The organism is Oceanobacillus kimchii X50 (genome assembly GCF_000340475.1).
Classification (GTDB): domain Bacteria; phylum Bacillota; class Bacilli; order Bacillales; family Amphibacillaceae; genus Oceanobacillus; species Oceanobacillus kimchii.
On record NZ_CM001792.1, the window covers coordinates 2,144,418 to 2,157,749 of the forward strand.

A 13,332-nucleotide genomic window follows, 5' to 3' on the forward strand; every position below is an offset into this window, starting at 1 on the left:
TTTTTTATAAAATCAGGTAAAAAATACCTACTACTAGAAACACAATTGAAACAGCGATCAAAATTTTTGCCAATCTCTCTAATACCATCTGTTTGTCCTCCTATCCAACAATACTGGCTCCAATTACATAAGCTAATCCTACAGATATGACCATTGATATTAATCCTACAGCTTTATTCCCTTTACCTATTTCTTCATCCACCTTCATTGCAGGAGTTAAAAATTCAAATATCAAATAGCCAATCATTAATAAAACAAAGCCGTAAATTCCCCAACCAATTGATATCAGCAGACTATCGTTATGTTCAATGGAGAATCGAAAAACAGTTGCTATACCAAACAATTTTCCTCCGGTTGCCATCGCAACAGCAACATTACCTTTTTTTATTTCTTGCCAATTTTTGTATGATGTTACTAATTCAAATATCGCTAAAAACAGTAAAGTACATAAAATAAACACACTATACCTTGCTGTTGTAACAACAATGATATGCTCCCAGAAGTTTTCCAATTTGGTTCTTCCTTCCTAATAATAAGATTGAGACAAAACGATAACTTTCAGCGGTTTTTTGGATAACTAACAGTAAAAGATCGTTTTGTCCCTTCTCAATAAATTAACTTAATCGAATTACAGTTACTCCACTACCACCTTCACCTGATTCACCAGATCTTGCATCTTTTATCCGTGGATGTCTTTTTACAAATTCTTGAACCCCTTTTCGTAAGGCTCCGGTTCCTTTTCCGTGTATGATGGAGGCTTTTGGATAACCTGCTAATAATACATCATCCACATACTTTTCCAAGCGGAGTATTGCATCTTCATATCTTTCTCCACGTAAATCCAATTCTGTACTGACATGATAATTAGAGCCTTTTATTGTCGCTACAGGATCAACTTGTTTCTTCTTTGGTTTTCGTATCAATTCAAGGTCTTTTCGTTTCACTTTAACTTTCATAATGCCGACTTGAACTAAATACTCCTTGTCACTAACTCTTTCTAACACTTCACCCATTTGATTGACAGTTAATAATTTAATTTCATCACCAGGCTGAAGTTGTCTATCTTCAATTAGTTTTGGATCCACTTGTTTTTGATTACCATTCTTCGTTAAGTTTGGTTTAGCTTCTTCAAGCATTTTTCTTGCTTCTATCCACTCGTGCTCTTTCAGACCTGCAGAGTCTTTCATCTGGCGCATCTCGGAAACTATAGTTTCTGCTTCTTCTCTTGCCTGCTGAATCGCTTTCTCTGCTTTTTCTTCTGCTTTCTTATATAATTTTTCTTTTTTCTTTTCAAAAAGATTAAATTCATGTTCCAAGGCATTTCGAAGTTTTTCTGATTCTAATAATACATCATGTGCTTGTTCATAGTCTTGTTCTGCCTCTAGATGCGACTTTTCTAGAGAAGCGATCATGTTCTCCACACTCTTCGAATCCACACCTATTAAGCTTTTTGCCCTTTCAATAATTGTTGCCTCTAGGCCAAGCCTAGTCGAAATATCGAATGCATTACTTCGTCCTGGTATACCAATTAATAATCGATAAGTAGGTTTTAAAGTCTCTACATTAAACTCGACAGATGCGTTCACTACTTGTTCACGGTTGTAACCATATGCTTTTAATTCAGGATAGTGTGTTGTAGCAATCACACGTGCTTGCTTAGAAATTACTTCATCTAATATAGCCATTGCCAATGCAGCACCTTCTTGCGGGTCTGTACCGGAACCTAATTCATCAAATAAAACAAGTGATCGGGCGGTAATTTTTTTCATAATATCGACTATATTGGTCATATGGGAAGAAAAAGTACTTAAGTTCTGTTCTATTGATTGCTCATCACCAATATCAGCAAACACCTCATCAAACACTGGCATTTCACACCCATCTAGTGCTGGAACTTGTAATCCTGATTGAGCCATCAATGTACAAAGTCCAACTAGTTTAAGTGTTACGGTTTTCCCTCCTGTATTAGGTCCAGTAATAACAATTGACGTATACTCTCTACCAAATTCAACATCGTTTGCTACAACTTCATCTATAGGAATCATTGGATGCCTAGCCTGTTGCATCTTCATATACCCTTCATCATTCATTTTAGGACGTGATGCTTTCATTACTTGTGCTAATTTTCCGCGAGCATAGATAAAATCAATATTTGTTAGTACTTTAACATTTTCTAATAAATCCTGTTCATAAGAGGCAATCTGATTACTCAAGTCTTTTAAAATTCGTTCAATTTCTAATTGCTCTTTCGACTTTGATTCATGAAGACTATTGTTGATGTCAACAACTGCCTTTGGTTCCATAAATAATGTTTGACCTGAAGAGGATTGATCATGTACAATTCCTCCAATAGCTCCACGATACTCTTGCTTAACTGGTAATACGTAACGATCGTTTCTTATTGTTATAATTGCATCTGAGAGCATTTTACTATTACTTCTCGTATAATTTTCTAGCTTTTCTCGAATCCGACTCTCTAACGTACGAATAGAACTTCGAATCGTTCTTAGTTGACTAGATGCCCCATCCATAATATGACCATGGTCATCGATACAACTTTTTATTGCCTGTTCTAGTTCACGTATGGGGGTAATTTGACTCACTAATTCTGTCAAAATAGGAATTTCTAGATCTTCCATATTTTCTATAGCATTTTTTACATTTCTACTTCCATATAAAGTATTGGCAACATCTAAACATTCATCTGTAGAAAGAATACCACCTATAGAACTACGTTTTACACTAGCTCTTATATCCGTTATTCCTCCTAATGGAATTGCTTGATTTAACCTAATGATCTTTGCAGCTTCATCTGTTTCATCTTGTAATTTATTAATCTTATCTAAGGAAGAAAGAGGTTTTGTGCTTATAGCTCTTTCCTTACCTAAAGCCGTTTCTGCTTGTCCTTTTAACATTTCTGTAACTGATTGGAAATCTAGTACACGTAAAACTCGTTCATTCATTTTATAAAAACCCCTTTTTGCTAAGCCCATCAGGGCAGTTACTTACCTCGGTTAAAGTAACGTTCTACCTCATCTTTTGTCCAAGTGTTTATTACAATTGATGGCCTTATCCACCCTTTTCTCGCTGTTCCTACACCGTATTTCATATGATCTAACATATGATAATTATGTGCATCTGTATTAATTGCTAACAATACACCTGCTTCTTGAGCTCTTTTCGCCCACTCGTGAGATAAATCTAAACGATTAGGGTTTGCATTTATCTCTAATGCAGTATTTGTTTCTTTTGCTTTTTGTATCAGCATATCCATATTTACAGAATAACCTGAACGCCGTCCAAGTAATCTTCCTGTAGGATGTGCAATTATCGAGACATATGGATTTTCTAGCGCCGCCCACAATCTCTCCATAATCTTCTCTTCAGATTGATTAAAACTAGAGTGGATTGCTGCAATCACATAATCCATTTCTAGCAAGAATTCATCAGAGAAATCTAATTCACCATCCGGCTTAATATCCATTTCAACTCCTGAAAAAATATGAAAATCATCATATTTTTCATTTAAATGCGAGATTTCTTCACGTTGTTTTCGCAAGCGGTCCTCATCCAACCCGTTCGCTACCCGTAAATACTTAGAATGATCAGTTATCCCCATGAACTGATACCCTTTATCTCTAACTTTATTTACCATTTCTTCCAAAGACTGAGCACCATCACTCCAAGTAGTATGCATATGGAGATCCCCAAGGATATCTGACTTCTGAATCAGTTTTTGTTCTTGTTGAAATGCCTCTACCTCCCCAGTATTTTCTCTAACTTCTGGAGGAATATAGGCCAATCCAAAATGATTAAAAAAATCGGTTTCTGTTTCAAATGTAATGACTTCTCCAGTTTCATCTACTTCTACACCATATTCACTTATTTTTTCACCACGTGATTTTGCTAACTGACGCATTGCTACATTATGATCTTTTGACCCTGTAAAATGATGTAAAGTAGTTGGAAATTCGTTATCCTTCACTAACCTAAAATCAACATTGATATCATAAATATCTTCAATCGTCACAGATACTTTTGTATCTCCGTTAGCAATGATTTCTTTAATTTGTGGTAACTCTAATAAAGCAGCTCGTACGCTCTCTAATTTATCTGTAGCTATTATAAAATCTAAATCTTTAATTGTTTCCTTCATCCTTCGAATACTGCCGGCTTGCGAATAACGGATTATTCCATCCATTTCTTCTAAATATCCCTCTATCTTTTCCGCTACAGGTAACATTGTAGCAATTGGTAACCGGTCTGGTCGCTTACCAACTTCATCGAGAGCTTTAACAATCTTCTCTGCGGTTTTCTTACCAAACCCTTGTAATGCTTCTACTTTTCCAGTAAGACAAGCTTCTTTTAAAGTACTAGCATCTACAACCTGTAATTCCTGATATAACTTAGACAACTTTTTCCCACCTAAACCTGGTAAATCCAATAAAGGTAGTAAACCTGGTGGTACTTGTTTTGATAATTCGTTTAACGTCTCTGAATAACCGTCTTTTATGAACTGCTCAATAACAACACTTGTCCCTTTTCCTATGCCTTTTATCTTTGTAAAATCATCCATTTCATCTAGACTTCGATCATCTGTCTCTAATGCTTGCGCTGCCTTACGATATGCAGAAATTTTAAATGGGTTCTCTCCCTTTAATTCTAAATACACAGCTATTTTTTCTAATAATTTTATGACATCTTTTTTATTTATACTCATTTATTTCACCCATTCAAGTCTTATTTTCTGTACTGCACTGCCACCAGAATTATATTTTCTTATCTAACGTATAGCTATATAAACGAATCTGGTTAGCTATTTCCAAATAGTATTCGTATTCTGATTTAGAACTTTTTACTATGACCGAACCTATTAAATTTCATACGCTAATGAATTTCATAAAAGAAATTTGTAGAAATCCAAATGTTAAGCTGTTTGATCTCCATTGGAGACGGCGCTTTCCAAAGACAAGGCTTCAGCTATCTTGAAATAGAACCACATTTCTGAGTAGATATTTAACTCGTTGTTTTTAGTAGGATTCGCCGTCTTCATTACAAACAAAGCTAATTATTTCTTGTAGTACGAACGTTAATATTTACATATTTTATAAATAATACTTGGAAATTATCAAATTGACTCACGCTATAAAAAACTGACCCACGCAATTTTCTAGGATGTACTGTTTAAGTCTCCCAAACAACATGAGTCAGTGCGTTAAGTTACTATTTAGCTCTTTCTAATTTCCAATTGAAAACCATAGGTCCATTATTTTCTCTGAAAAGTATGGTGTCTTTTCAATCATAAATAAGGCAATAGATGATTGTTGTATCGCCTCTTGTACTCCACCAAGTGGTGTCAATGCTAAAATAAATAGCAAAATAAAAGTTAGTAAGTATATCTCAAGAAACCCTAATACTGCGCCTAATAACTTATTAACTGAACTAATAATAGGTATCGATGCTACAAAATCTAACATTGAAGCAATTATCTGTAAAATTACTCGCACCGCAATAAAGATAAGCGCAAACGCAATCGCATTATAAAACGCGCCTTCAAGTGGTAACGATTGTAGAAAGTTAGCCCATGAACTGTCACTAGACAACTCTGGATAAGGGATAAACAATGCTAGTTGCTCACCTAGGGGCTTGTAATACATTACAGCCAAGACAAAAGCAACAATAAAACCTGTTAAATGAAGTAATTGAAGGATAAAACCTCGCTTCAATCCCATTAAAAACCCAAAAATCAAAAGTAAAAATAATAATATATCAAACATATGTTTTTAATCCTCTTTCTTCTTTATCGATCCTAAAAGCGTGGCGTAATCTTCTTTTAGTTTTAAATAGTCATTCATCGTGTTTATCGCAGTTAAAACTGCAAGACTAGAAGTATCCAATTGCTTATTCACTTCATGAATCTCGTTCATTTTTTGGTCGACAAGATTCGCTACTAATTTTACATGTCTTTCAGATTCTTCTCCAACGATATGGTATTTACGATTATATATTTCAACTGTAATTCGCTGTTTATCTTCTTGACTCATAATGTTGCCTCCTGCGACAATAATTCTCATATAATAGTAACATGAAGTTGTTATAAAAAGAAGTATTTCAATGTATCGCTCAATTTGCTATAGTCTAATGTATGTAAGGATTGGAGAGAGGTCAAAAAATGAGTCAACAAGTAATTGTAACTACAAAAGAACAAATTCAAGAAATGAAGAAATATTATATTTCACAGCTCACATCTACACCACAAGGAGCTATTTTTCGTGCGAAAACAAATAATGCAGTAATAACTGCTTATCAATCAGGGAAAGTTCTCTTCCAAGGCTCTGCCCCTGAATCCGAAGCCATGAAGTGGGCTGACATTACTGTAAAAGATAAAAAGAAACAAGCGTTAGATCAAAAACACTCCTATTCTCCACATGCCGGATTATTTACTGACAATCATATCGGGTCTGATGAAGCAGGTACAGGTGATTACTTTGGGCCAATTACAGTAGCGGCATTATTTGCAACAAAAGAGCAGCAAGTAAAACTAAAACAAATTGGTGTACGTGATTCAAAACATTTGAACGATACAAAGATTAAACAAATCGCAAAGGAAATTGTCCAGTTACAAATTCCTTATACACTCCTTTTGCTCCCTAATGAAAAGTATAATAAATTGCAGGCAAAAGGTTGGTCACAAGGAAAGATGAAAGCTATGCTCCATCATCATGCTATTGATAAATTATTACAAAAATTTGATGTGAATTCCTTAAAAGGTATTGTTATCGACCAGTTTTGCCAACCGCCCGTTTACAAAAAGTATTTACAATCAGAGAAAAAAACGCTTCATCCAAACACTACTTTTATTACGAAAGCGGAAAGTCATTCTGTTAGTGTAGCAGCTGCTTCCATATTGGCTAGATCAAGATTTGTAAAAGCAATGGATGAACTATCTGAAGATGCAAAAATTGAACTACCTAAAGGAGCTTCCGCAAAGGTTGATCAAACAGCAGCCAGAATTATGCGTTCCAAAGGTTTCGAAGCGCTTGATAAATATGCGAAAACGCATTTTGCTAATACCCAGAAAGCACAAAAACTACTGTAAGGATGATACGAAATGAAAAACCCTTTACATAATGATTGGTCCCTTTTGTTAGAGGATGAATTTAAAAAAGACTACTACCTAAGATTAAAGAGTTTCTTGAAGAAAGAATATACAGAAGAGAAGATCCATCCAGCAATGGAAGATATATTTAACGCGCTACATCTTACTCCCTTTCATAAAGTAAAAGTAGTCATATTGGGTCAGGATCCCTATCATGGTCCAAACCAAGCACATGGATTAAGTTTTTCTGTACAGCCTGGGATAACTATACCGCCATCTTTAAAAAATATATTTAAGGAATTAACCCATGAATTTGGCATAAGTATGCCTAACCATGGTCACCTTACATATTGGGCTAAACAAGGAGTATTATTATTAAACAATGTATTAACAGTGCGTGAAGGAAAAGCTCATTCTCATCGAGGTCAAGGTTGGGAATTGTTTACTGACAAAGTCATTCAAACACTCAATCAAAAAGAACATCCGGTTGTATTTTTACTTTGGGGTGGTGCAGCTCAGAAGAAAGGGGAGCTAATCGACACAAATAAACACATTATCTTAAAAGCTCCTCACCCAAGTCCATTATCGGCTTATCGCGGATTCTTTGAGTCTAATCATTTTTCTCTTGCTAATCAAATTTTACGTAAGAATAATGTAGAAGAGATTGATTGGTCACTTCCAAAAATTATAAACTGATACTTCTTTCCATGGATGAGCAATAAGACTTCGTCCATCATGTTGAGCGATTATTCAACTCATTTATTTGAGCTTAATACGGAGTCTTCCTCCCCATTACCTTCCTCATTATTATAGTTAGCCATCGTATACTTTGTTCACTTCACTACAATCAAAAATGGGTAAGGTCATCGATCGATGACCTTACCCACTAATCTTGATTTGTTTCTTACATTGATTTAGAAATCATTTATCTTTTTAGTCAAACTAATAATTTATTAAATCTCTACATTATGACCGAACGTAAGAACTAAATTTCTTATTTACAGATTCTACAATTTGTTGATAAGAACTATCCACTTCGTCATCTTGCAATGTTTTTGCAGGATCTTGATATATTAATCGATATGCAACAGATTTTTTTCCTTCTTCCAAATGTTCCCCTTGATATACATCAAATATGAAGACTTCCTTCACTAATGGTGCTCCTATTTCTTGTATATACTGTTGTACTTCACCCGCGAATACTTCAGTATCAAGGATAAACGCAATATCACGAGATACGGATGGATATCTCGGAATATCTGTAAAGGATGGAACATTGTTATATTTTTCAAATACAGTGTCTAAGTCTATTTCAAAAACATAAGTCTCCGGTAAGTCGAAGAGATTCGCTGTTTTTGGATGTAGTTGACCCATATAGCCTATTTTTTCTCCATCAATGTTAAGTTCAGCACAGCGTCCTGGATGCATATCTTTCATTTGAATTTGTTTAAACGAAATATTTATTTGCAAATAGCTAGATAAACTTTCAATAATCCCTTTAACTACAAAGAAATCAACTGGCTTTTTCTCTTGTTGCCAAGGATGATTATGCCATAAACCTGTATATGCCCCGGCTAAATGTAATTTTTCTGTTGGTTGGTGCGTTAATTCTTGTTCTTCTGAAATAAATACTTTTCCAATTTCAAAATAATTTAAGTCTGTTTGCTTTCGGGCAACGTTATGTTGTAATGTACGTAGCAATTCAGGTACAATACTTAAACGCAAATATTTATGATCCTCACTCATTGGCATAGCTAATGAAATTGGATAACTATTGTCTATATCAATATTAGGAGTGACTAATCGCTTTGCATTTTTTTCATTAGTTAAAGAATATGTTAATGTTTCCATTGCACCGCTGCTCATCATGAACTCCCTAACTTTCCGTTGCAGTAGTTGATTTTCTGTTAGGCCACCAGATTTCACCCAACCTTGTGGTATCGTATATGGTAGATAATCGTACCCATGAATACGGATAATTTCCTCTAACATATCTTCGAAAATTTTAATATCACTACGACGAGTTGGTACATGAACAATAAATGTATGACCATCTTGATCAAAATCAAATTTTAATCTATTCAAGACAGACTGTACATCTTTTTCCGATAATTCCATACCAAGTCGTTGATTTACTTGGTCAAGTGGCACTTTTACGTCTGTAGTTGCTTTTACATCTAGATGATTTTCTTCTGCATAACCTTGTAATACTTTTCCACCTGCATATCTCTGCATGAGTTGACATGCTCTTAACCCTGCTTCTACAATTCGATTAGGATCAATACCTTTTTCAAAACGGGTACTTGATTCACTTCGCAAACCTGTTTGTCTAACCGTGTGTCGTACTGAAGTAGCTTCGAAATACGCAGCTTCTAATAATACGTTAACCGTCTTATCAGTAACCTCGCTATTTGCTCCTCCCATAACTCCTGCTAAGGCAACCGGCTCACTACCATTAGTAATCACAAGATTATCTTTGGTTAGTTTTCTTTCTTGTTCATCCAATGTTTGGATTACTTCACCATCGTTTCCTCTTCGAATAACAATTTTGTTTGAACCAAAACGATCGAAATCAAATGCATGCAGTGGTTGACCATACTCTAAGAGTACATAGTTCGTAATATCAACTACATTATTAATAGGTCGAATTCCTGAAGCCATTAGGTAATTTCGCATCCATAAAGGTGATGGTTTAATTTTTACATCTTTAACGATAAATGCTCCATAATACGGATTTAGATCTTTAGCTTCAATGTTGACATCAATCTGATCAGATACTTTCTCACCAACATAATCGATTTTTCCACTCGGTAATTCAATTGGTTGATTTAAAACAGCTGCAACTTCATAAGCTACTCCCAACATGCTAAGTGCATCAGGACGATTAGCTAAAACGTCTAAATCTAAAACAGCGTCTGTTAAATTCAACCACTGATCAACATTTGATCCAACTTCGATATCTTCCTCTTCTGGGAATACAAATATTCCTTCTGCAATATCTGTAGGGATATACTTCTCTTCTAATCCAAGTTCTTGAAGTGAGCAAATCATTCCATTTGATTCCACACCACGAAGTTTTACTTTTTTTATTTTCATATTCCCTGGTAGCACTGCACCTGGTTTGGCTACCGCAACTTTTTGCCCTCTAGCTACATTTGGCGCACCACATACAATTTGTAATGTCTCTTCTCCAATATTTACTTGTGTCAAATTTAATTTATCTGCATCAGGATGTTTTTCACACGATTCCACATAGCCAACTACTATATTTTCGTTTTTTCCTGCGATGTGTTCGATCCCTTCTACCTCAATTCCTGATTTTGTAATCTTCGCTGCAAGCTCTTCGGGTGTAACCGCTTCTAAGTTAACGTAATTTTTTAGCCAATTATAAGATACTAACATGGTCTTCCTCCTTTATCTCTTTCCGATTTATGCTTGGTGAAATTGGTTTAAGAATCGAATATCATTGGTATAAAAATGACGAATATCGTTGACGCCATATTTTAGCATTGCGATACGCTCTTGCCCCATTCCAAACGCAAAACCGCTGTAAACTTTTGGATCATAGCCACTCATCTCTAAAACTCGGGGATGTACCATTCCACCACCCAAGATCTCAATCCAACCAGTCTGCTTACACACGGAACATCCTTGACCACTGCACACTTTACATGAAACGTCCATTTCTACGGATGGCTCTGTAAATGGGAAGAATGATGGACGCAATCGAATTTCTCGATCTTCTCCAAACATATTCTTTGCAAAAATGTCTAACGTTCCTTTTAAATCACTTAGTGTAATATTTTTATCAATAACTAATCCTTCAATTTGTCTAAATTGATGAGAGTGAGTCGCATCGTCAGTATCTCGACGATAAACCTTACCAGGGCATATCATTTTAATTGGCTTCTCTCCATTGTATGCCTGCATAGTACGTGCTTGGACTGGTGAAGTTTGTGTGCGAAGTAACAACTCATTTGTAATAAAAAATGTATCCTGCATATCTCTTGCTGGATGGTCTTTAGGAAGGTTTAATGCTTCAAAATTAAAGTAATCTGTTTCCACTTCCGGACCTTCCTTTACTTCATATCCCATACCTATAAATAAATCTTCTATTTCTTCAACAACACTGGTTAATAAATGTTTACCACCTATGTGTACCGGGTTCCCCGGTAAAGTGACGTCAATCGTTTCTTTCTCTAATTTCTCATTTAACGCTTCTTCTTCAATTTTTTCTGTTTTCTGATCAAGCGCTGCCGTAATTTGTTCGCGAACTTGGTTGGCTATTTCACCAACGACAGGGCGTTCTTCCTTTGATAATTTCCCCATTCCTCTTAAAACACTCGTTAACGACCCTTTTTTTCCTAAATATTTTACTTTTAGATCCTGTAATGATTTCATATCATTTGCTTCTTCGACAGAAGCAATGGCCTCATCACGGATGGTGTGTAATTCTTCTTTCATTCTTTATACCTCCCTATTTTATTTCATCAATACGAAAAACCGATTTACATATAAAAAAGCCCCTATCCCAGAAAGGGACGAGGCTTTAAGATCGCGGTACCACCCTTGTTGATTATACATTATATCAAATAATCCAACTTTCCCCTGATAACGGATGGTTCCGAATCACCTTTACATTCATTTATGGTCCAAGTGTTAGCTCCAGAGTGAAATGCAATTCTCTTTATCAATAGGAATGCTTTCAGTCTGGACATTCCCTCCCTATATTGATTAAAAATGAGTTTTGCTTGCTCCTTCATCGCTTGTATTGATTTTTTAGTAATAAAACCATTATAGAAAAAACGTACGAAGCATGCAAGGTTATTTTTTTAAATGATACATTAATATCCCAGCTGCAATACCTACATTTAATGATTCAGCTTTTCCATAGATAGGAATATTTATACGTTGATTTGCTATGTTTAGTAATGAAGGATCTATTCCCGATCCTTCATTACCTAGAATTAAGCCCACCTTATTTTGGTTGTTAACTTCTCTATAGTCCACTGCATCTTGCAATGCAGTTGCTAAAATAGAAAATCCTTGTGATTGTAACTTATGTATTTCTTGTTCTAATGGTGCAGTATAAATTGGTATGTGAAAAATTGACCCTTGCGTAGCCCGGATAACTTTATCATTAAATATATCCACACATCCTTCACCTAATACAACTGCATCTACACCAGCTGCATCAGCAGTTCGGATGATCGTCCCCATATTTCCAGGGTCTTGAATGGCATCAAGAAGAATAATCAACTCGTTATCTACTTGTACATTGGACTTATTCATTTCTACCACAGCGATGATTCCTTGAGGAGTTTGTGTTTGTGATATTTCTTTTAATACATTTTCACTTACATACTCTACAGGAATACCTTTAGCTTCGTTTGGTATTTCATATCCTTCAACAATGATCAATTCTTGAATAATCCATTTACTATTTAAGGCTTCTTGAATTAGATGGATACCATCGATTAGGAATGTATTGGTTTTTTCCCGATCTTTTCTCCGATGCAATTTTTTCAAGTTTTTCACTTTTTCATTTTTTATAGAGGTAATCATTATTCAAAACATCCTTCGTTTTTTTCCTACCTTTATCATACATATATTTTGTCGTTGTGGTCAAACTATGTTTAGTCCACTATTTCAAGAGGAGTGTGTTTGATGGATTTAAATTTACGTAAAGCAATTTATTCCAACATTTCCAATAATGACGAGCAACAACTAGAAGCTACAATTGTGGATGCCATTCAAAATGGTGAGGAAAAAATGCTTCCTGGTCTAGGAGTACTATTTGAACTAATATGGAAACACTCTGATGATCAAGAACGAAAAGAAATGATACAGTCTTTAGAATCTGGTGTAAAGCAGCTGTAATCTAGACATAGGAGATCGGGGACATATTCTTTTGAATATTTTTCACCTTGATCTCCTTCTTCTTTTCAGCAAACGAGAACAAAATCTCTAATGAATAAATTTCATTTTAACAAGGACTTTTTTCCTTATCCCCTCTCATTATTTAAAATAAAGAAAATTATTTACACATTAATTACATACAATTTGCTTATAAGAGTAAAAAGAAAATAAAATCAAAAATGAGAATAAAGAACTAACAATTCGACAATTCCTTTAAAACAAATCTTTTATTTCTTCAATTATTTACATAATATCGTACACAAATAAGTATATAGGACCATAATAATCTCTTGAATTCAAAACTTATATGAAAC

11 protein-coding genes and 1 other annotated feature are annotated in these 13,332 nt (G+C 34.9%); of the genes, 3 read left to right on the forward strand and 8 right to left on the reverse strand.

Annotated elements, in window-relative coordinates:
* Positions 1 to 100: 100 nt before the first annotated feature.
* The 5 genes from C794_RS11260 to zapA all read right to left on the reverse strand — a co-directional run bounded on the left by C794_RS11260 (position 101) and on the right by zapA (position 6,044).
* Complete coding sequence (locus C794_RS11260) at positions 101 to 511, reverse strand: DUF350 domain-containing protein (RefSeq protein WP_017797236.1); 411 nt, start codon at positions 509 to 511, stop codon at positions 101 to 103.
* Positions 512 to 614: 103 nt separating this feature from the next.
* Positions 615 to 2,963, reverse strand: a complete 2,349-nt coding sequence (locus C794_RS11265) for an endonuclease MutS2 (RefSeq protein ID WP_017797237.1) — start codon at positions 2,961 to 2,963, stop codon at positions 615 to 617.
* A 38-nt stretch (positions 2,964 to 3,001) separates the two neighbouring features.
* Positions 3,002 to 4,720, reverse strand: coding sequence for a DNA polymerase/3'-5' exonuclease PolX (gene polX, locus C794_RS11270; RefSeq protein ID WP_017797238.1), 1,719 nt, complete (start codon positions 4,718 to 4,720; stop codon positions 3,002 to 3,004).
* A gap of 517 nt (positions 4,721 to 5,237) precedes the next feature.
* On the reverse strand, positions 5,238 to 5,777 hold the full coding sequence (locus tag C794_RS11275) for a CvpA family protein (protein WP_017797239.1): 540 nt from the start codon (positions 5,775 to 5,777) through the stop codon (positions 5,238 to 5,240).
* Between the two features lie 6 nt (positions 5,778 to 5,783).
* Positions 5,784 to 6,044, reverse strand: coding sequence for a cell division protein ZapA (zapA, locus tag C794_RS11280; protein WP_017797240.1), 261 nt, complete (start codon positions 6,042 to 6,044; stop codon positions 5,784 to 5,786).
* Positions 6,045 to 6,172: 128 nt separating this feature from the next.
* Here zapA and rnhC point away from each other — a divergent pair, with 128 nt between their 5' ends.
* Positions 6,173 to 7,099, forward strand: a complete 927-nt coding sequence (gene rnhC, locus C794_RS11285) for a ribonuclease HIII (RefSeq protein WP_017797241.1) — start codon at positions 6,173 to 6,175, stop codon at positions 7,097 to 7,099.
* Between the two features lie 12 nt (positions 7,100 to 7,111).
* Positions 7,112 to 7,795, forward strand: a complete 684-nt coding sequence (locus C794_RS11290) for a uracil-DNA glycosylase (protein ID WP_017797242.1) — start codon at positions 7,112 to 7,114, stop codon at positions 7,793 to 7,795.
* A 270-nt stretch (positions 7,796 to 8,065) separates the two neighbouring features.
* Here C794_RS11290 and pheT read toward each other — a convergent pair whose 3' ends face one another.
* The 3 genes from pheT to C794_RS11305 form a co-directional block, all read right to left on the reverse strand.
* A complete protein-coding gene (pheT, locus tag C794_RS11295; protein ID WP_017797243.1) occupies positions 8,066 to 10,501 on the reverse strand; it encodes a phenylalanine--tRNA ligase subunit beta in 2,436 nt (811 codons plus the stop codon).
* A gap of 27 nt (positions 10,502 to 10,528) precedes the next feature.
* Entirely contained in the window at positions 10,529 to 11,563 is a 1,035-nt protein-coding gene (pheS, locus tag C794_RS11300) for a phenylalanine--tRNA ligase subunit alpha (RefSeq protein ID WP_017797244.1), read from the reverse strand.
* A 70-nt stretch (positions 11,564 to 11,633) separates the two neighbouring features.
* Positions 11,634 to 11,871 (reverse strand) — a binding site (T-box leader).
* 52 nt (positions 11,872 to 11,923) lie between these two features.
* Entirely contained in the window at positions 11,924 to 12,664 is a 741-nt protein-coding gene (locus C794_RS11305; protein WP_017797245.1) for a TrmH family RNA methyltransferase, read from the reverse strand.
* A gap of 102 nt (positions 12,665 to 12,766) precedes the next feature.
* Between C794_RS11305 and sspI the strand changes: the two genes are divergently transcribed.
* The gene (gene sspI / locus C794_RS11310; RefSeq protein ID WP_017797246.1) at positions 12,767 to 12,979 is read left to right on the forward strand and encodes a small acid-soluble spore protein SspI; all 213 of its coding nucleotides are present in this window, start codon (positions 12,767 to 12,769) and stop codon (positions 12,977 to 12,979) included.
* Positions 12,980 to 13,332: the final 353 nt, after the last annotated feature.

Coding starts and splice junctions, on each gene's coding strand:
- C794_RS11265 (WP_017797237.1), bottom strand. CDS start 2,963: ATGAATGAACGAGTTTTACGTGTACTAGATTTCCAATCAGTTACAGAA.
- polX (WP_017797238.1), bottom strand. CDS start 4,720: ATGAGTATAAATAAAAAAGATGTCATAAAATTATTAGAAAAAATAGCT.
- C794_RS11275 (WP_017797239.1), bottom strand. CDS start 5,777: ATGTTTGATATATTATTATTTTTACTTTTGATTTTTGGGTTTTTAATG.
- zapA (WP_017797240.1), bottom strand. CDS start 6,044: ATGAGTCAAGAAGATAAACAGCGAATTACAGTTGAAATATATAATCGT.
- rnhC (WP_017797241.1), top strand. CDS start 6,173: ATGAGTCAACAAGTAATTGTAACTACAAAAGAACAAATTCAAGAAATG.
- C794_RS11290 (WP_017797242.1), top strand. CDS start 7,112: ATGAAAAACCCTTTACATAATGATTGGTCCCTTTTGTTAGAGGATGAA.
- pheT (WP_017797243.1), bottom strand. CDS start 10,501: ATGTTAGTATCTTATAATTGGCTAAAAAATTACGTTAACTTAGAAGCG.
- pheS (WP_017797244.1), bottom strand. CDS start 11,563: ATGAAAGAAGAATTACACACCATCCGTGATGAGGCCATTGCTTCTGTC.
- C794_RS11305 (WP_017797245.1), bottom strand. CDS start 12,664: ATGATTACCTCTATAAAAAATGAAAAAGTGAAAAACTTGAAAAAATTG.
- sspI (WP_017797246.1), top strand. CDS start 12,767: ATGGATTTAAATTTACGTAAAGCAATTTATTCCAACATTTCCAATAAT.